Genomic DNA, 18,829 nt, shown 5'->3' with positions numbered 1-18,829 from the left:
CGGGACAGGTGCGTCCCAACAATCAGCAGGCCGCGCCGGCGGAGACGCCCGACGAGGGCACCTCGGTGCGCATCGACCGCATCGAGAACCAGCTGCGGCAGATGACCGGCATGATCGAGCAGCTGCAATATCGCAACCAGCAGCTCGACGCGCAGGTCAAGCATCTCCAGGAACAGCTCGACATGCGCATGGGCGGTGGGGCTACTGCGCGCCCGCCATCGGCCGACCCTTCCGCCGTCCCATCCGCCCCGGCGGCCCAGCCGGGACGACGCTCCGATGCCTTCGACCCCTCGCAGCAGCCGGCGGCCGCCGGCGCGCCGCGCCCGCTCGGTGCCGCGCCGCCGGCCGGCGATTCCGGCAATGCGCCGATGGATCTCGGCACCTTGTCGGGTTCGGTGGCAGGGAGCGGCGGGGCCGCGACGCTGCCGCCGTCCGGCAGCCCCAAGGATCTCTACGATCTCGGCGTGGGCTATATGCAGCGGCAGGACTACGCACTCGCCTCGCAGACCTTCAAGAGCTTCGTGCAGCAATATCCCAAGGACCGCCTGCTGCCGGACGTCTATTTCGGCCTCGGCGAGGCGGATTATTCGCGGCAGGCTTATAAGGAAGCCGCACAGAGCTACCTGAAGGTGTCCGCCGACTATCCCAATGCGGTGAAGGCGCCGGACGCGCTGTTGCGCCTCGGCCAGTCGCTGGCGGCGATCGGCGAGAAGGATGCTGCCTGCGCCACCCTCAACGCCGTCAACAACAAGTACCCGCGTGCTTCCGCTTCCATCAAGCAGGGAGTGGAGCGGGAGCAGAAGCGTGCCGGCTGCTGACGACGGATCGACCGGGGAGTTTTCTCCCGGTTCGTCATGGAGCACAGATCGGCTGGCGCGACTGTTTTGCGGCCTCCTGACCCATCGCAGAGTGCTTCTCGCGGTCTCCGGCGGGCCGGATTCCACCGCGCTGCTGCTGCTGGCGCGGCAGTGGCGGGAGGGTCTCGCCGACGGTCCTGAGCTTTGCGTCGCCACCGTCGATCACGGCCTGCGTCCCGAGGCGGCGGACGAGGCCGCGGCGGTGGGGCGCCTCGCGTCACAGTTCGGCCTGGCGCATCGGGTGCTGCGGCTCGACCGGCCGCTGACCGCGCGCGCCGTGCAGGAGGCGGCCCGCGATGCGCGTTATGCCGTGCTCGCCCGTCATGCGCGGGAGGTCGGCGCGACCGGCATCGTGACCGCCCACACGCTCGACGACCAGGCAGAGACGGTGCTGTTCCGTCTGATGCGTGGCTCGGGCCTGTCCGGGCTTTCCGGCATGCCGGCCGCGCGCCCACTTGAAGAGGTGGCACTGTTGCGGCCGTTGCTCGGCCTGCGCAAGAACGAGCTGGTCGCCGCCTGCCGCCGGGCCGGGGTGGACTTCGTCGAGGATCCCTCCAACCACGACCTTCGATTCGCCCGCGCACGGTTGCGTCTGCTGCTGCCGCTGCTGGAGCAGGAGGGGCTTGGGGCGGAGCGGCTGGTGCGCTTTGCCGAGCGGGCCGCCCGCGCCGATAAGTCGCTGGAGGCGATGGTGGACAGTGCCGCCGGGCAAGTGCTTGAAGAAGCGCCGTCGGGCGGCTTCCGGCTGCCGCGTGCGGCGTTTCTCGATTTGCCCGAGGAGATCGGCCTGCGTCTGCTCGGGCGCGCGATCCGCGCGGTCGGCACGGAAGGGGTCCCGGAACTGGGCAAGCTCGAGGCGCTGCACGGATGGATCTGCGCCGGCGGTAGTGGCGCGCGCACGCTGGCCGGCGCTCTCCTGCGTGCGACGCCGGGGATGCTCGTCATCGCCTCTGCGCCGGCCCGGCGGGGCTCCGGTTCCCATGCTGACGCGAATTTGCATGGGGGGGCGCAGGAGGTTTCGGCGGTGCATCTTGGCAAGGATCAAGGCCGGACCTAAATTACGATACGATAAAGGGAGGGCCGCCAGCGCCGGCGGCACCCAGCGCCGGGCATGAACCGGCGTCGAAAGGACCATGATGAACGCCAATATTCGGAATTTCGCCCTCTGGGTGATCATCGTTCTCCTGCTGCTGGCGCTCTTCTCGCTGTTCCAGAATCCGGCGCAGCGTCAGGCCGCGAACGACATCAGCTTCTCCCAGCTCCTCAACGAGGTGGATCAGGGCCGCGTGCGCGACGTCGTCATCCAGGGCCCGGAAATCTCCGGCACCTTCACCGACGGGCGTACCTTCCAGACCTATTCGCCCAACGATCCCTCGCTGGTGCAGCGCCTCTACGGCAAGGGCGTGTCGATCACGGCGAAGCCGCTGACCGACAATGTGCCGTGGTTCGTCAGCCTGCTGATTTCCTGGCTGCCCTTCATCGCCCTGATCGGCGTGTGGATTTTCCTGTCCCGCCAGATGCAGGGCGCCGGCGGGAAGGCCATGGGCTTCGGCAAGAGCCGCGCCAAGCTGCTGACCGAGGCGCATGGGCGCGTCACCTTCGAGGACGTCGCCGGTATCGACGAGGCGAAGAGCGACCTCACCGAGATCGTGGAATTCCTGCGCGACCCGCAGAAGTTCCAGCGGCTCGGCGGGCGCATTCCGCGCGGCGTGCTGCTGGTCGGCCCTCCCGGTACCGGTAAGACGCTGCTGGCCCGCGCCATCGCCGGCGAAGCCAACGTGCCGTTCTTCACCATTTCGGGTTCCGACTTCGTCGAGATGTTCGTCGGCGTCGGCGCGTCCCGCGTGCGTGACATGTTCGAGCAGGCGAAGAAGAACGCGCCGTGCATCATCTTCATCGATGAAATCGACGCGGTCGGCCGTCATCGCGGCGCCGGCCTCGGCGGTGGCAATGACGAGCGCGAGCAGACGCTGAACCAGCTGCTGGTCGAGATGGACGGCTTCGAGGCCAATGAGGGCATCATCCTCATTGCCGCGACCAACCGTCCGGACGTGCTCGACCCGGCGCTGCTGCGTCCCGGCCGCTTCGACCGTCAGGTCATCGTCCCCAACCCGGACGTGGTCGGCCGCGAGCAGATCCTGAAGGTGCATGCCCGCAAGATCCCGGTGGCGCCGGACGTGAACCTCAAGGTGATCGCCCGTGGTACCCCCGGCTTCTCGGGTGCCGACCTCGCCAATCTCTGCAACGAGGCCGCGCTCATGGCCGCCCGGCGCAACAAGCGCATGGTGACGATGAGCGACTTCGAGGACGCCAAGGACAAGGTGATGATGGGTGCCGAGCGTCGCTCGCTCGTCATGACCGAGGACGAGAAGATGCTGACCGCCTATCACGAGGGCGGCCATGCGATCGTCGCGCTCAAGGTGCCGGCGACCGATCCGGTGCACAAGGCGACCATCATCCCGCGCGGTCGTGCACTGGGCATGGTGATGCAGCTGCCCGAGCGCGACAAGCTCAGCATGTCCTACGAGCAGATGACCTCGCGCCTCGCCATCATGATGGGCGGCCGCGTGGCGGAGGAGCTGATCTTCGGCCATGACAAGGTCACCTCCGGCGCCGCGTCCGACATCGAGCAGGCCACCCGTCTCGCCCGCATGATGGTCACGCGCTGGGGCTTCTCGGACAAGCTCGGCCAGGTCGCCTATGGCGAGAACAATGACGAGGTGTTCCTCGGCATGTCGATGCAGCGCCAGCAGAACGTCTCCGAAGCCACCGCGCAGACCATCGACAGCGAAGTGCGTCGCCTGGTCGACGAGGGGTATGTCGAGGCGACGCGCATCCTCACCGAGAACAAGGAACAGCTCGAAGCGCTCGCACGGGGTCTTCTGGAATACGAGACGCTGTCGGGCGACGAGATCGTCAACCTGCTCGACGGTCATCCGCCGGTGCGCGACACCACGATCGAGCCGGCCAATGTGCGCAGCTCCGTGGTTCCGAGCGCCGGCAAGAACCGGCCGCCGCGCCCCGACGCCGGCATGGAGCCGCAGCCGCAGGCCTGATCGCCTCCGTCTGTACCCTCTCGGAAAACCCCGGCCTCGCGCCGGGGTTTTTGTTTGCAGGGCCGTGGACGCGCCTGAAAGGCGCCGCATTGCGGGTATTTGTCAGCGAAAGAAACGCTTACACTTTGTGAAGCCTCTTCAGCCATGTTGAATGATACATGGGAACAATGAAGGGAGCGCGTAAGCGAATCCCTCTACGTATGTTTGACGGGTGCATGCGCGAACAGCGCGCGTCCCGACCGGCCGGAGACCTTCGATGACGCGCAAATATTTCGGGACCGACGGCATTCGTGGCCGGGCGAACGGCGTCATTACTCCGGAGCTTGCCCTGCATGTCGGCATGGCCGCCGGTCTGGTGTTCCAGCGGGGCGAGCATCGCCATCGCGTGGTCATCGGCAAGGATACCCGCCTGTCCGGCTACATGATCGAAAACGCGCTGGTGGCCGGCTTTACCTCGGTCGGCATGGACGTGCTGCTGCTCGGCCCGATGCCGACGCCGGCCGTCGCCATGCTGACGCATTCCATGCGTGCCGATCTCGGCGTGATGATCTCGGCGTCGCACAATCCCTTCGACGACAACGGCATCAAGTTGTTCGGTCCCGACGGCTACAAGCTTTCCGACGCCATCGAGGCGGAGATCGAGGAACTGCTCAGCGGCGACATGTCGGCCAAGCTGGCGGCGCCGACCAAGATCGGCCGCGCCAAGCGGATCGAGAGCGTGCACGCCCGCTATATCGAGTTTGCCAAGCGCACTCTGCCGCGCAACCAGTCCTTCGACGGCATCCGCGTGGTGGTGGACTGCGCCAATGGCGCGGCCTATCGCGTCGCGCCCGAAGCGCTGTGGGAGCTCGGCTGCGATGTGGTGACGATCGGCGACAAGCCGGACGGCTTCAACATCAACCGCGAGGTCGGCTCCACCTCGCCGGAAGCGCTGATGGCCAAGGTGCGCGAAGTGCGCGCCGATATCGGCATCGCGCTCGACGGGGACGCCGACCGGGTGCTGATCGTCGACGAAAAGGGCCATCTGGTCGACGGCGACCAGCTGATGGCGGTGGTCGCCGCGAGCTTCAAGGAAGATGGACGCCTGTCGCGCGACGGCGTCGTCGCCACGGTGATGTCCAATCTCGGCCTGGAACGCTATTTCCAGTCGCTCGGCCTGTCGCTGGAGCGCACGGCGGTCGGCGACCGCTATGTGCTCGAGCATATGCGTGCCCATGGCTTCAATGTCGGCGGCGAGCAGTCCGGCCACATCATCCTGTCCGACTATTCCACCACCGGCGACGGCCTGGTGGCGGCGCTGCAGGTGCTGGCGGTGGTGCAGCGGCTGGGGCGGCCGGTTTCCGAGGCGTGCCATCGCTTCGATCCGTTGCCGCAGATCCTCAAGAATGTCCGCTACAAGGCCGGCCGGCCGCTGGAGGCGGACAGCGTGCAGAAGGCGATTGCCGCTGCCGAGCTCAAGCTCAACAGCCATGGCCGCCTGCTGATCCGTCCCTCGGGCACCGAGCCGGTGATCCGCGTCATGGGCGAGGGCGACGACCGCGATCTCGTCGAGGCCGTGGTCAACGATGTCGTCGAGGCGGTGGCCGCCGCCGCCTGAGCCGGCCGCCCTATCGGCTGCCGTACCGTCCGGCGGCGCTGCCGGCGTCAATTGTTGATGCGGTGAAGCAGCCCGCGATAGATCTCGTCATCGTCGCACAGGCCGGCGAGCCGGCCGAGATTGTCGACCAGCAGGATCGGCAAGGCGGTGTGCTGCTTCAGCTCGATGGCGGCCTTCAGCTTTAGATCGACCGGCGCGACGATACCGTCGCACAGCCGCGCCGCTTCGTCGTCGATGTGCCCGGCTTCGCCATCGGCGACGGCGAGCCGCCCCTCGCGGCCGTCGAGCTCCAGGCCGATCGGCCGGTTCTCCTCGTCGACCCGCAGGCAGATCCGGCCGGCGGCGCCATCCAGGATGACCTTCGCCCCATCACGCGGCAGGGAGGCCGCCGGGCGCATCACCGCCGTGCCGCGCAGCACGTTCAGCGGGTTCATGTGCTTCACGAATTCGGCGACATAGGCATTGGCCGGCCGCAGCAGGATGTCCTCCGCCGTGCCGGCCTGCACGATACGGCCACCCTCCATGATGGCGATCTTGTTGCCGAGCTTCAGCGCCTCGTCGAGGTCGTGGCTGACGAAGACGATGGTCTTGTGGATGCGCCGCTGCAGGTCGAGCAGTTCGTCCTGCAGCTTGTCGCGGATCAGCGGGTCGAGCGCCGAGAACGGCTCGTCCATCAGCAGGATGTCGGCGTCGGTGGCGAAGGCGCGGGCAAGGCCGACGCGCTGCTGCATGCCGCCGGACAGCTCGTGGGTGAACTTGCCGGCCCAGTTGGTGAGCCCGACCATGGCGAGCTTCTCGTCGACGATACGATTGCGCTCGGCGGCTCCCATGCCGCGCAGCTCCAGCCCGAAGCCGACATTGTCGCGCACGGTGCGCCAGGGCAGCAGGCCGAATTGCTGGAATACCATGGAGACGGTGTGCATGCGCAGCTCGCGCAGCGTCGCCTCGTTGCAACGGGCGACGTCGACCGGCTGGCCGCGATGTTCGACGATCACCTCGCCGCGGGCTACCTCGTTGAGCCGGTTCACCGCGCGCAGGATGGTGGACTTGCCGGAACCGGACAGGCCCATCAACACGCAGATCTCGCCGCGCTCCACGGCGAGATTGACGTCGGCGGCGCCGAGCACGGCGCCGGTCTTGCCGAGGATCTCCTCGCGGGTGCGGCCTTCGTCGATCAGCTTGAGCGCGCCCTGCTGGTCGGAGCCGAAGACGATATCGACATGGCGGAATTCGACGGCGGGCATGGCGTGTTCTCCTAGCCCTTGCGCCGGTGCGGCCGCTTGCAGACGCGGTCCAGCACGATGGCGAGCACGACGATGGCGAGGCCGGCCTCGAAGCCCATGGCGATGTTGACCGAGTTCAGCGCCCGCACCACCGGCTTGCCGAGGCCGTCGGCGCCGACAAGGGCGGCGATCACCACCATGGACAGGCTCAGCATGATGCACTGGGTGACGCCGGCCATGATGGTCGGCAGTGCGTAGGGTAGCTCGATCTTCCACAGCATCTGCGTGCGCGTGGCGCCGAAGGCCTTGCCGGCTTCGTAGAGATTGGCCGGCACCGAGGAAATGCCGAGATGGGTGAGGCGGATCGGCGCCGGAATGGCGAAGATCACCGTCGAGATCAGCCCCGGCACCACGCCGAGGCCGAACAGCACCAGCGTCGGGATGAGATAGACGAAGGTGGGAATGGTCTGCATCAAGTCGAGCACCGGATGCAGCGCGGCATAGAGCCAGGGCCGGTGGGCGGCGGCAATGCCGACCGGCACCCCCACCACCACGCAGACCAGCGTGGCGCAGAGCACCAGCGACAGGGTCTCCATGGTCGCCTGCCAGTAGCCGAGATTGGCGACCAGCAGCAGCGCGCCGATGATGAAGACCACCAGCCCGACCGAGCGGTGCACCAGCCAGGCCCCGAGTGCGAACAGCGCGATCAGCAGCAGGGGCGGTACGAAGAGTAGCGCGCTGGTGAGACCGGCGATCAGCGAGCCGAGCACCAGCGAGATGAAGTCGAACACGCTTTCCCCATGCTCGGTGAGCAGGTCGACGGCGTTCTTCAGCCACAGGCCGAGCGGGATCTTGTGCGCGGTCAGCCAGTCATAGATGGGCCAGTCAAACATGGGCGCTCTCCATGGACGCACCTCGGGCGCGCTCAGGCGCTGTGACGCCTTGGCCGGTCGGTCTGCGGACGGGGACCTCCTCCGCGGCTACGGAGGAGGTCGGTCGCGGGTGGTGAGGCCGATCAGAGACCCAGGCTCTTCTTGACCGCCGGTACGGCCGGCTGGCCGTCGATCGTGGTCACGCCGGCGAGCCAGGGCTGCCAGACGGACGGGTTGTCCTTCAGCCATTTCTTGGCGGCGGCACCCGGCTCCGTGCCGTCGAACAGGATGTAGCCCATCACCACGTTCTCGTCGCCGAGCGAGAACTTCAGGTTCTTGATCAGCGCACCGACATTCGGGCAGTCGGTGGCATAGCTGGCCCGCGTATTGGTATAGACCGTCGCGCCGCCATAGTTCGGGCCGAAGACCTCGTCGCCGCCGTCGAGATACTTCAGCGGGAACTTCGAGTTCATCGGGTGCGGCTCCCAGCCGAGGAAGACGACCGGCTCCTTGCGCTTGGTGGCGCGCTCGACCTGCGCCAGCATGCCCTGCTCGCTGGATTCGACGAGGTCGAAGCCCTTGAGGTCGAACTTGTCGTCCTTGATCATGTCGAGGATCAGCCGGTTGCCGTCATTGCCCGGCTCGATGCCGTAGATCTTGCCGCCCAGCTTGTCCTTGAACTTGGCGATGTCGGCAAAAGACTTCAGGCCTTCATCGTAGAGATAGGCGGGGACGGCGAGCGTGTACTTCGCTCCCTCGAGGTTGACGCCGATGACGTCGACGGTCTTGTCGTCGCGATAGGGCTTCAGATCGGCTTCCATGGTCGGCATCCAGTTGCCGAGGAAGACGTCGATGTCCTTGGTCTGCATCGACTTGTAGGTGACCGGCACCGACAGCACCTGCGTCTTCGGCGCGTAGCCGAGCGCTTCCAGGATGGCGGAGGTGATGGCGGTGGTGGCGGTGATGTCGGTCCAGCCGACATCGGCGAATTTGACCGCCTTGCAGGCGGCCGGCTCGGCGGCCTGCGCGCCCTGCCAGGCGGCCGGGGCGGCAAGGACGGTGAAGCCGAGAAGCACGGTGGCGAAGGTGGAGAGGCTGCGCATCTTTCGCTGTTCCCATTATGTCAAGGAACTGGCCGGCGGGCTGCCACTCATTATGGGACGCGTCGATGAAAAGCGGCGCGCGGGCGGCATGCTCGACGGTCCAGCGTCTTGCTTCCGTCAGTCTATCCGGAAGGAGTGGTCTATGCATCCCGGCCGCTTGCGGCTCTTTTGAATGGCAATTCAATAACGAATTCGTCCGTTTGTCATGCGTAATTTTTCGACGCTGAAATCGTGCCGTTGAACGGGATTTCAGCAGCAGCGATTTCAGGTGGCTGTTCTCTCCCCACTTCTGCGTTCCGCGGAATTCCGGGGTTCGACATCGCCTGTCGGCTCAGTTATTGTATCGGCGATCAATAATCGACCCGATGGAGATCGCGCATGGACAACCACGCTCGCCAGGACGAAGCCGCCGCCACCGGTGGACGACGGCGCGAAAGCGAGGAAGTCCGTCGCCAGCAGCTTATCGAGGCGACCATCGATTCGCTCGCCGAGATTGGCTTCAACGCCTCGACGCTGGCGCAGATCGCCGGGCGCGCCGGGGTCTCGCCGGGGCTGGTCGCCCATTATTTCGGCGACAAGGATGGGCTGCTGGAAGCGACGCTGCGTTTCCTCGCCGCGCGGGTGGCGAGGGGGACGGCCATGCGCCTCGCCGCCGCTGCCTCGCCGCGCGAGCGGGTGGAGGCGGTGATCGAGGCCAATCTGGCGCCCGAGGAATTCGGCAAGCCGAGCAGCAGCGTCTGGCTGGCCTTCTGGGGGCAGGCGCTGCATTCCGAGCGGCTGCGGCGGGTGCAGAAGGTCTACCAGTCGCGCATGCGTTCCAATCTGCGCCACGCGGTGCGTCCGCTGGTGCGCGAGGACGAGGCCGACCGCATCGCCATTGCGGTGGCGGCGATCATCGACGGCCTGTGGCTGCGCTCCACGCTGTCCGCCACCGGCGAGACGGATTCCGCTTCGGCCCGGGCCATCGCCTCGGCCTTCGTCGATGCGCAGATCGCCGCCACGCCCTGTGTCGCGCCTGCCGGGGGGGCGGCGGTTCGGCGGGCGCGACATTTCGAGACCGTCAATCCGGCGACCGGCGAGGTGCTGGCTGAGATCGCCATCGACGGCGAAGCCGAAGTCGAGGCGGCGGTTGCCGCCGCCCGCAAGGGCCAGAAACACTGGGCGGCGATGACCGGCGCCGAGCGTGGCCGCATCCTCAAGCGCGTCGCCGACATCCTGCGCAGCCGCAATGACGAACTCGCCCGGCTGGAGACCCTCGATACCGGCAAGCCGATCCAGGAAACCGGCGTCGTCGACGTGCTCTCCGGCGCTGATTGCCTCGATTACTATGCCGGCCTCGCCGCCACGCTCGCCGGCGAGCATGTCGATCTCGGCCACGCGGCTTTCGGCTATACGCGGCGGGAGCCGCTGGGCGTGGTCGCCGGCATCGGCGCCTGGAACTACCCATTGCAGATCGCCTGCTGGAAGGCGGCGCCGGCGCTCGCCTGCGGCAATGCGATGATCTTCAAGCCGGCCGAGCTCACCCCGCTCACCGCCGTGAAGCTCATGGAGATCATGCGCGAGGCCGGCCTGCCCGAGGGCGTGTTCCAGGTGGTGCAGGGTTTCGCCGAGACCGGGCGGCTGCTCACCCGCCATCCCGACATCGCCAAGGTGTCGCTCACCGGCGAGGTCGGCACCGGCAAGAAGGTGATGGCCGATGCCAGCGTGACGCTGAAGCAGGTGACGCTGGAGCTCGGTGGCAAGTCGCCGTTGATCGTGTTCGACGATGCCGATCTCGACGACGCCGTCTCGGGCGCGCTGCTCGCCAATTTCTATTCCGCCGGCGAAGTCTGCTCCAACGGCACCCGCGTCTTCGTGCAGGAAGGCGTGCGGGCGGCTTTCCTCGAGAAGCTGGTCGCCCGCGTCGAGAAGATGGTGGTCGGCGATCCGCTCGATCCGGCAACGCAGGTCGGCGCGCTGATCTCGCCGCCGCATATGGAGAAGGTGCTCTCCTACATCGCGCGCGGTCGAGCGAGCGGGGCGCGGCTGCTTACCGGCGGATACCGGGTGATCGAGGGTGGGCTCGATCGCGGCTGCTTCGTCGCCCCGACGGTGTTCGACGGCTGCCGCGACGACATGGCCATCGTGCGCGAGGAGATCTTCGGCCCGGTGATGGCGGTGTTGTCCTTCGAGGACGAAAGCGAGGTGGTCGCGCGCGCCAACGACACGCGGTTCGGGCTGGCCGCCGGCGTGTTCACCCGGGATCTCGCCCGTGCCCACCGGGTGATCGCCCGGCTGGAAGCCGGCACCTGCTGGATCAACCACTACAATGTGACGCCGATCGAGCTGCCCTTCGGCGGCGTCAAGCAATCCGGCCTCGGCCGTGAGAACGGCAAGGCGGCCGTCGAGCACTACACCCAGCTGAAGAGCGTCTACGTCAATCTCGGTCCGGTGGAGGCACCCTACTGATGGCCGATGCGGCGGACGGGTTCGACCAACAGTTCGACTACATCGTCGTCGGTGCCGGCTCTGCCGGCTGCGTACTGGCCGACCGGCTGACCGCCAGCGGGGAGAACCGGGTGCTGGTGCTGGAGTTCGGCGGTTCCGACCGCTCGATCTTCATCCAGATGCCGAGCGCGCTGTCCATTCCGATGAACATGCCGCGCTACAGTTGGATGTATGAGAGCGAGCCCGAGCCCGGCCTCGGCGGGCGGCGGATGCATTGCCCGCGCGGCAAGGTGCTGGGCGGCTCTTCCTCCATCAACGGGCTCGTCTATGTCCGCGGCAATCCCGCTGATTTCGACCGCTGGCAGGAGGAGGGCGCGCAGGGCTGGTCCTATGCCGACGTGCTGCCCTATTTCCGGCGCGCCGAAAGCCGGCAGGAGGGCGGCGACGCCTATCGCGGCAGCGACGGCCCGCTCGCCACCCGCTACGGCACTCTCGCCAATCCGCTGCACCACGCCTTCATCGACGCGGCGATCGAGGCCGGCTATCCGGCGAGCGAGGACATCAACGGCTACGCCCAGGAAGGCTTTGGGCGCATGGACATGACGGTGAAGGACGGCGTGCGCTGGTCCGCCGCCAATGCCTATCTGCGTCCGGCGATGAAGCGGGCGAATCTCAAGGTCGAAACCCATACGCGGGTGACCCGGGTGCTGTTCGAGGGGCGCCGCGCCGTCGGCGTCGCCTATGAGCAGGGCGGCGTGCGCCGGCAGGTGAGGGCGGCACGCGAGGTGATCCTCGCCGGCGGGCCGATCAACTCGCCGCAGCTGCTGAAACTTTCCGGCATCGGGCCGGGTGCCGAATTGCGCGAACATGGCATCGAGGTGGTCGCCGATCGGGCGGGAGTGGGCGAGAACCTGCAGGACCATCTGGAATTCTATTTCCAGGTGGCCTGCACGCAGCCGATCACGCTTTATTCCTCAATGGGGCTGGTCTCACGCGCCGGCATCGGCCTGCGCTGGCTGCTGCGCAAGGACGGGCTGGGGGCCACCAACCATTTCGAGAGCTGCGGCTTCATCCGCTCGCGGCCGGGCATCGCCGCTCCCGATATCCAATACCATTTCCTGCCGCTCGCCGTGACTTATGACGGCCAGGGACTGGCCTCCGAGCACGGTTTCCAGGCGCATGTCGGGCCGATGCGCTCCAAGAGCCGCGGCTGGGTGCGGCTGCGGTCGCCCGATCCGGCGGAGAAGCCGCGCCTGTTCTTCAACTATATGAGCCACCCGGACGACTGGGTGGAGATGCGCGCCTGTGTGCGGCTCACCCGCGAGATCTTCGCCCAGAAGGCGTTCGATCCCTATCGCGGCCGCGAGATCCAGCCGGGGGCCGATGTGGTGACCGATGAGGCCATCGACGCCTTCATCCGCGACAAGGTGGAGAGCGCCTATCACCCCTCCTGCACCTGCAAGATGGGCGCGCCTTCCGATCCGATGGCGGTGGTCGATCCGCAGGCCCGGGTGATCGGCGTCGAGGGGCTGCGGGTGGTGGATTCCTCGATCATGCCCTCGGTGACGACCGGCAATCTCAATGCGCCGACCATCATGCTGGCGGAGAAGGCGGCCGACCACATTCTCGGCCGGCCGGCGCTCGCGCCCTCCAACGCGCCCTATTACAAGGCGACGAACTGGCAGCACGCCCAGCGCTGATCTCAGCGGCCGGACGCCGGTTTCAGGACGCCAATGGCGCGCAGATGATCGAGGATCGCCTGCGCGGCTTCCTCGGGCGAGGGATCGACCATCACCCGCCCGCCGGGACCGGCTGCCTGCGTCGCCGCCCTCAGCCGCTCGGCAGCACCGGCGCCGGCCGCCGCCGAGGCGATGAGGCGGGGGCGGGGGCGATAGGGACGTTCCTCCATCGCCGGTTCATCGAGCGGGGCGGGGATGCCGATGGCCGCGCCGACCTGTCCCTTGCGCGCGGTGCCGAGGGCGAAGCTCGCCGCCGCCGGGGCGGCCGGATGCACGGTGACGACCGCCGGCAGCCGCAGCCGCCAGCGGCGGCGGGCGCCCTTGGGCAGCGCCTGGATCACCTCGAGCACGCCACCGTCCACCGCAAGGGCGACGGCATCGGCGACGATCGGCCAGCCGAGCGCCTCGGCGAGGCGGTAGGGCAGCAGGCCGGTCTGGGCGCCGGCGCCGGCGCGTCGGCCGGCGAGGACGAGGTCGGGCGCCTCACTGCCGATGGCGGCGAGGAGGCTGGGCAGCGGATCGTGTCCGGCGGGTATTTCCCGGTGCTCGAGCCGCGCGAGGCCGTGGCCCAGCGCGCCGCGTGCCGCCTCGGCGTCCGGCCCGGCATGCAGGCCGCTCACCTCGTCGGCGAGGCCGCGGGCGAGGTTGATGGCCTGCAATTCGGTCGCCGTCGGTGCCGGACGGCCGGAGACCGGGTGGCGGGCATCGGACAGCAGCACCAGCGTCTTCATCGCTGGCTCTCCGCCTTCAGGGCGGCGATCAGCGCCGGCATCACCTGCTGGGCATCGGCGATGATCGCGAGGCCGGCGCGCTCGACCATGGCGGCATGCAGGTCGGTATTGACGGCCACCACATGCTCGCAGCGGGCGACGCCCTGCAAATGCTGCGGCGCGCCGGAAATGCCGAGCGCGAGATAGCAGGCGGCTTCCAGCACCGTACCGGAGGCGCCGACCTGGGCGGCGCGTGGCATCAGGCCGGCATCGCACACCATGCGGCTGGCTCCCGGCGTGGCGCCCAGCGCCCGGGCGAGCTCGCGGAACAGCTCGAAATCGGTCACGCCGCTGCCGGCCGAGACCACGAAATCCGCTTCCGCCAGTGGCAGCGCGTCGGCGGCGACCGGCAGGTCTTCGACCGACAGGATCGCATCATGCGCGGGTGCCGGGGCGATCTCCGGCGCCTCCAGCCGGCGCGCTTCATGGACGGTGCCGGTGTGCGGCAGCTGGGCGTCGGGCGCCAGCGTCACGAGGCGCGGCGGCGCGGCGCGCTGCTCGACATGGCGATTGCCGGCCGGCCGTGTGGCGAGCCGGGCGGTCAGACTTTCGGCGCCGGCGAACAGCGCTTCTCCGATGCGGGCGGCGAGGCGGCGGGCGAGATCGCCGCCGGTGGCGCTTTCGGGAAACAGCATATGGCGCGGCTGCAGGGCCGCGAGCAGGCCGGCAAGCTCGGCCGTGCGCATGGTGGGATCGCCACCGGGCGGCGCGGCCAGCGCGACCGTGCGGTCGACGCCGGCGGCGCCGAGGCCGTCGACCGCGCCGAAGCTCAGGACCAGCACCGCGCCGCCGCCCGCATCGGAGAGCAGGCGCGCGGCGCCGAGCAACTGGCGGTCGAGCGGGGTAAGGCGTCCTCCCGGTGCGTCGGGTACCACGGCAATGAGGAAAGCGGGCGCCTCGATGATCCGGATGGTCGGCGCGGCGATCGGCTCGGCCGCGATGGGCGGGGGCGCCAGGGTGCCGGCCACCCGGCCCGAGCGATCGAGCCGCAGCCGCGCCGCGCCGGGAACCCGCGCGGCTTCGGCTTCCCGGCGCGGGTCGCGCCTGAGGCGGCTGGAAGAAGGCGGCGTGTCGAGGCGCCAGCGCGGCCGGGCATTGCCGTCGAGGCGCCGAGCCTCGCGCTCCTCGCGCGGATCGCGGCGTGTCCGGCTCATCGCGCCGCTCCCTGAGCGACCGGCGCGGCCTCGACGGCGGCGAGCACCAACTCGGCGAGATCGCGCACCTCAGCCACGTCGCCGGTGACGCCCTCCAGCATGGCGGCGCATTGCGGGCAGGCGACCGCCACCGTGGTGGCACCCACCGCCCGTACCTGTGCCATGCGCAGATCCGGGATGCGGCGCTCGCCGGCGACGTCGCTCACCGGCGCGCCGCCGCCGCCGCCACAGCACATGGCACGCTTGCCGTGGCGCTCCATCTCGACGCGTTCCAGCCCGAGGCGGTCGAGCAGGCGGCGCGGCGCGTCGGTCTCGCCATTGTAGCGGCCGAGATAGCAGGGATCGTGATAGGCGAGGCGTCCTGCCGGCGCGGCGGCGAGGGCGAGGCGCCCGTCGGCCGCCAGTTCGTCGAGAAAGGCGCTGTGGTGGATCACCTCATAGCGGCCGTCAAAGGCCGGGTACTCGTTGCGCAGCACATGCAGCGCATGCGGATCGGCGGTGAGGATGCGACGGAAGGAATAGCGGGACAGGGTGGCGATATTGGCGCGGGCGAGGTCGGCGAAGGTCGCCTCGTCGCCGAGCCGGCGGGCGAGATCGCCGCAGTCGCGCTCCTCGGGGCCGAGCACCGCATAGTCGATGCCGGCCTTGCGCAACAGTTCCACCAGCGCCCGCAGCGTGCGGCCGTGGCGCAGCTCATAGGCACCCGATCCCAGCCACAGCAGCACGTCGCAGCTGCCCTTCGCGGCGATCAGCGGCAGCGGCAGGCCAGCGGCGAAATCGGTGCGGGCGGCGAGCGGCCGGCCGCCGGGCTCCTCGGCATAGCGGGACTCGCTGAGCGCGGGGATGGCGCCGGCCGGCACGGCGGCGAGTTCCATGGTCTGGAAGCGGCGCAGGTCGACGATGGCGTCGACATGCTCGATCATCATCGGGCATTCCTCGACGCAGGCGCGGCAGGTGGTGCACGACCACAGCGTGTCCGGGTGGATCAGCGCGCCGGCACCGACGATGGGCCGTTCCGGCCCGCCGAGGCCGGCGACCGGCGGCGCCTGCGGATAGGGGCTGCCGGCATAGGTGGGCGGCTCGGCCTTGAAGCTGCCGGCGAGGTCCTGGATCAGCTTCTTCGGGTTCAGCGGCTGGCCGGCGGCGAAGGCGGGACAGGCCACCTCGCAGCGGCCGCACTGGATGCAGGCGTCGAAGCCGAGCAGCCGGTTCCAGGCGAAGTCGGCTGGTACCGCCACGCCGAGGCGGGGGGCGTCGAGATCGGCGGGGATAAGGGCCGTCGCCCGCTCGCCCTCGAAGCGTCCGGGACGCGGATGGGCGGCAAGATGCAGGGCGCCGGCAAGGGCATGGCGCATCGGGCCATCGGCCAGCTGGCGCACCAGTCCGAATCCGCCGGCCGCCGCGACGGCTAGGCCGAGCCAGCCGAGCGGGCCCGCCAGACCGGATGCGGCGTCCAGCGCCACCAGCAGCGCGCCGCCAACATAGGCGGCGAGCAGCAGCGGCAGGCGCTGGAAGGCGCCGCCTGACAGCCGCGCCGGCTTTGCCGGATAGCGCCGCCGGCCGACCATCGCGCCGCCGGCGAGGGCGACGAGAAAGGCGAGAGCCACGGCGCCCCAGAACAGGTGCGCGTGACCCAGTGGCGGCATGAGCCCGAGCGCCGCCAGTACCGAGCCGGCGATGAGGCCGCCGGCTGCCAGCGCATGCATGCGCGCCGCATAGGGATCGCGCGCCACTACGTGATGCACGTCGACCAGATAGCGCTTGGGAATGGCGGCGAGGCCGGTCCGCCAATCGACCCTGGCCGACCGGCCGATGCGCCAGCGCCGCGCCGTCCGCGCGCCCTCGACCGCAGCCAGCACGGCGAGCGCGACGATGACGAGGCTGAGGCCAAGGGCGGCGTTCATGGGCGTCCGTCAGCTGCCGTCGGTGGCGTCGCGGGCGGCGGCGTCACCGGGCAGTCCCTAGAGGTCCTTGCACAGGCGCAGTGCGTCATAGATCGCCGCATGGATGTTGCGGCCGGTCCAGGCGTCGCCGATGCGGTAGAGCGCGTAGCCGGTCGCGCCGGTCCAGCGTTGCGGCCGGCCGGCGACCAGTGCGTCGAGGTCGGTCTCGCCGTCATTCACCGAGCCTGCGCGGAGCGATTGGAACAGCCCCTCCACCGGCAGCGTGCCGTAATCGACCACCACGTGATCGACGACCCGCTCCTCCTCGGCCTCGGTCATGGTGTTGCGCAGCGCGGCGACGAGGCGGTTGCCCTCGGGATAGATCTCGATCAGCTCCATGTTGGGCGAGAGGATGACCCCGGCCTTGTAGAGCTCGCGCAGGTGGATCGGCTTGTTGGTGGTGCCGACCTCCTGGGCGATCTGCAAATCGTGGGTCGCCATCTCCACCAGGCAGCCCTTGCGGGCCAGCACCTCGGCGGTGGAGGCGGCGTTGTGGCCGCCGATCTCGTCATAGAGCAGCACGCTGCCGGAGGGCTCGGCCCGCCCGGTGAGCACGTCCCAGGTGGTCACCGCCCGCTCGGCGCCCTTGGCGAAGCCGGTATGGGCGAGGCCGCCGGTCGCGAGGATGACCACTTCGGGGCGCTCGGCGAGGATGGCGGCTTCGGTCGCCTCGGTGCCGAGGCGGATGTCGACGCCTTTCTTCTGCACCTGCGCGTAGAGCCAGCGCGGGATGCCGGACAGCGCCTCGCGCCAGGTGGCCCGCGCCGCGATGTTGATCTGGCCGCCCGGCTTGTCGTCCTTCTCGAACAGCACCACGCTATGCCCGCGCTCGGCGGCAACCCGTGCCGCCTCCAGCCCGGCCGGGCCGGCGCCGACCACCACCACCCGGCGACTGGTCGCAGCCTTGGCGATGACATGCGGCATGGTGGCCTCGCGGCCGGTCGCGGCATTCTGGATGCACAGCGCGTCGCCGCCGACATAGATGCGGTCGATGCAGTAGCCGGCGCCGACGCATTGGCGGATGTCGTCGTCGCGGCCCTCGATCAGCTTGCGCATGAGGTGCGGGTCGGCGATGTGGGCGCGGGTCATCGCCACCATGTCGACATGGCCCTCCGCCACCGCGCGGGCGCCGGTGGCGAGGTCGGTGACGCGCTGGGCGTGGAACACCGGTACCTCGACCTCGCGCTTGATGGCGCTGGGCAGGAACAGGAACGGCGCCACCGGGAACGACATGTTGGGCAGCGAGATGGCGTGGCTCATCTCGTCGCGCGCCTGCCCGCCCATCACGTTGACGAAGTCGACGAGGCCGTCCCTCGCATAGGTGGCGGCGATCTCCAGGCAGTCCTGCTGCGACAGGCCGTCCTCGAGCATTTCGTCGCCGGACATGCGCATGCCGATGACATAGTCGCCGCCGGTGGCCTCATGCATGGCCTCCAGCACCTCGCGGCCGAAGCGCATGCGGTTTTCGAGGCTGCCGCCATATTCGTCGGTGCGGTGGTTCACCGATGGCGACCAGAACTGGTCGATCAGGTGGCCGTGGGCGGCGGACACTTCGCAGCCGTCGAGCCCGCCTTCCTTGCAGCGCCGTGCCGCCTCGGCGAAGGCGCGCACCACCCGGCGGATGTCGTTCTTGTCCATCGCGCGGGGAATGGTGCGCGAGGCCGGCTCGCGGCGTGCCGAGGAGGAGATGGTCGGCAGCCAGTTCTCGGTGTCCCATTTGGTGCGCCGGCCCATATGGGTGAGCTGGATCATCAGCTTGGCGCCATGGGCATGCACCCGCTCGGCGAATTGCTGAAAATAGGGGATGACGCTGTCGTCGGCGACCGAGATCTGCGCCCAGGGCGTCGCCGGGCTGTCGAGCGCCACCGAGGAGGAGCCGCCGAACATGGTCAGCCCGATGCCGCCGCGAGCCTTCTCGGCATGGTAGAGCTGATAGCGCTCCTGCGGCTTGCCGTCCTTGCCATAGCCGGGGGCGTGCGAGGTCGACATCACCCGGTTGCGGATGGTCAAGCCCTTGATCGTCAAGGGTTTAAGCAGGGCCTCGGCATGCGGGATCATGTGACGGCGCGCGCTCCCTAGCACCGGTCC

General features: G+C 69.0%; 13 protein-coding genes and 1 pseudogene. 7 read left to right on the top strand and 7 right to left on the bottom strand.

Annotated elements, in window-relative coordinates:
* The first annotated feature begins 8 nt into the window (after window positions 1-8).
* The 4 genes from ybgF to glmM all read left to right on the top strand — a co-directional run bounded on the left by ybgF (window position 9) and on the right by glmM (window position 5,510).
* Window positions 9-818: a tol-pal system protein YbgF gene (gene ybgF / locus KHC28_RS04660; RefSeq protein ID WP_312893084.1), complete on the top strand. Its 810-nt coding sequence runs from the start codon at window positions 9-11 to the stop codon at window positions 816-818.
* Window positions 805-1,914, top strand: a complete 1,110-nt coding sequence (gene tilS, locus KHC28_RS04655) for a tRNA lysidine(34) synthetase TilS (protein ID WP_312893083.1) — start codon at window positions 805-807, stop codon at window positions 1,912-1,914. The genes ybgF and tilS overlap by 14 nt, the downstream gene beginning before the upstream one ends.
* A 79-nt stretch (window positions 1,915-1,993) precedes the next feature.
* Window positions 1,994-3,913, top strand: a complete 1,920-nt coding sequence (ftsH, locus tag KHC28_RS04650) for an ATP-dependent zinc metalloprotease FtsH (protein ID WP_214007283.1) — start codon at window positions 1,994-1,996, stop codon at window positions 3,911-3,913.
* Between the two features lie 256 nt (window positions 3,914-4,169).
* Entirely contained in the window at window positions 4,170-5,510 is a 1,341-nt protein-coding gene (gene glmM, locus KHC28_RS04645) for a phosphoglucosamine mutase (protein ID WP_214007158.1), read from the top strand.
* Window positions 5,511-5,557: 47 nt separating this feature from the next.
* On the opposite strand, the gene choV is transcribed toward glmM, so the two are convergent.
* The 3 genes from choV to KHC28_RS04630 all read right to left on the bottom strand — a co-directional run bounded on the left by choV (window position 5,558) and on the right by KHC28_RS04630 (window position 8,708).
* Window positions 5,558-6,754: a choline ABC transporter ATP-binding protein gene (gene choV / locus KHC28_RS04640; RefSeq protein ID WP_214007157.1), complete on the bottom strand. Its 1,197-nt coding sequence runs from the start codon at window positions 6,752-6,754 to the stop codon at window positions 5,558-5,560.
* Between the two features lie 11 nt (window positions 6,755-6,765).
* Entirely contained in the window at window positions 6,766-7,626 is an 861-nt protein-coding gene (gene choW, locus KHC28_RS04635) for a choline ABC transporter permease subunit (protein WP_214007156.1), read from the bottom strand.
* A 122-nt stretch (window positions 7,627-7,748) separates the two neighbouring features.
* Window positions 7,749-8,708 (bottom strand): choline ABC transporter substrate-binding protein, encoded by a 960-nt coding sequence (locus KHC28_RS04630; RefSeq protein WP_214007155.1) that lies wholly within the window; start codon window positions 8,706-8,708, stop codon window positions 7,749-7,751.
* Window positions 8,709-9,086: 378 nt separating this feature from the next.
* Between KHC28_RS04630 and betI the strand changes: the two are divergent.
* The 3 genes and pseudogenes from betI to betA all read left to right on the top strand — a co-directional run.
* Window positions 9,087-9,647 (top strand): annotated as a pseudogene (betI, locus tag KHC28_RS27815) (transcriptional regulator BetI); the annotation flags it as partial.
* A gap of 51 nt (window positions 9,648-9,698) precedes the next feature.
* Complete coding sequence (gene betB, locus KHC28_RS04625) at window positions 9,699-11,156, top strand: betaine-aldehyde dehydrogenase (RefSeq protein WP_376772604.1); 1,458 nt, start codon at window positions 9,699-9,701, stop codon at window positions 11,154-11,156.
* Window positions 11,156-12,835, top strand: coding sequence for a choline dehydrogenase (betA, locus tag KHC28_RS04620; protein WP_214007153.1), 1,680 nt, complete (start codon window positions 11,156-11,158; stop codon window positions 12,833-12,835). The genes betB and betA overlap by 1 nt, the downstream gene beginning before the upstream one ends.
* A 2-nt stretch (window positions 12,836-12,837) precedes the next feature.
* On the opposite strand, the gene KHC28_RS04615 is transcribed toward betA, so the two are convergent.
* From KHC28_RS04615 to KHC28_RS04600, 4 genes are read right to left on the bottom strand one after another with little or no spacing between them, the layout of a single operon-like run.
* The gene (locus KHC28_RS04615) at window positions 12,838-13,605 is read right to left on the bottom strand and encodes an electron transfer flavoprotein subunit beta (protein WP_214007152.1); all 768 of its coding nucleotides are present in this window, start codon (window positions 13,603-13,605) and stop codon (window positions 12,838-12,840) included.
* Window positions 13,602-14,798 carry an electron transfer flavoprotein subunit alpha/FixB family protein gene (locus tag KHC28_RS04610; RefSeq protein WP_214007151.1) on the bottom strand — a complete coding sequence of 399 codons (1,197 nt, stop codon included), beginning with the start codon at window positions 14,796-14,798 and terminating at the stop codon, window positions 13,602-13,604. The genes KHC28_RS04615 and KHC28_RS04610 overlap by 4 nt, the downstream gene beginning before the upstream one ends.
* On the bottom strand, window positions 14,795-16,702 hold the full coding sequence (locus KHC28_RS04605; protein ID WP_214007150.1) for a (Fe-S)-binding protein: 1,908 nt from the start codon (window positions 16,700-16,702) through the stop codon (window positions 14,795-14,797). Before KHC28_RS04605 ends, KHC28_RS04610 begins: the two co-directional genes overlap by 4 nt.
* A gap of 57 nt (window positions 16,703-16,759) precedes the next feature.
* Complete coding sequence (locus tag KHC28_RS04600; RefSeq protein ID WP_214007149.1) at window positions 16,760-18,799, bottom strand: NADH:flavin oxidoreductase; 2,040 nt, start codon at window positions 18,797-18,799, stop codon at window positions 16,760-16,762.
* Window positions 18,800-18,829: the final 30 nt, after the last annotated feature.

The sequence above is a fragment of the Ancylobacter sonchi genome (assembly GCF_018390695.1).
Classification (GTDB): Bacteria; Pseudomonadota; Alphaproteobacteria; order Rhizobiales; family Xanthobacteraceae; genus Ancylobacter; species Ancylobacter sonchi.
The sequence above is the reverse complement of the archived record's forward strand: the minus strand, read 5'-3'. Positions and strand labels throughout refer to the sequence as shown.

Coding starts and splice junctions, on each gene's coding strand:
- ftsH (WP_214007283.1), top strand. CDS start 1,994: ATGAACGCCAATATTCGGAATTTCGCCCTCTGGGTGATCATCGTTCTC.
- betA (WP_214007153.1), top strand. CDS start 11,156: ATGGCCGATGCGGCGGACGGGTTCGACCAACAGTTCGACTACATCGTC.
- glmM (WP_214007158.1), top strand. CDS start 4,170: ATGACGCGCAAATATTTCGGGACCGACGGCATTCGTGGCCGGGCGAAC.
- KHC28_RS04615 (WP_214007152.1), bottom strand. CDS start 13,605: ATGAAGACGCTGGTGCTGCTGTCCGATGCCCGCCACCCGGTCTCCGGC.
- choW (WP_214007156.1), bottom strand. CDS start 7,626: ATGTTTGACTGGCCCATCTATGACTGGCTGACCGCGCACAAGATCCCG.
- KHC28_RS04610 (WP_214007151.1), bottom strand. CDS start 14,798: ATGAGCCGGACACGCCGCGATCCGCGCGAGGAGCGCGAGGCTCGGCGC.
- KHC28_RS04600 (WP_214007149.1), bottom strand. CDS start 18,799: ATGATCCCGCATGCCGAGGCCCTGCTTAAACCCTTGACGATCAAGGGC.
- choV (WP_214007157.1), bottom strand. CDS start 6,754: ATGCCCGCCGTCGAATTCCGCCATGTCGATATCGTCTTCGGCTCCGAC.
- KHC28_RS04605 (WP_214007150.1), bottom strand. CDS start 16,702: ATGAACGCCGCCCTTGGCCTCAGCCTCGTCATCGTCGCGCTCGCCGTG.
- KHC28_RS04630 (WP_214007155.1), bottom strand. CDS start 8,708: ATGCGCAGCCTCTCCACCTTCGCCACCGTGCTTCTCGGCTTCACCGTC.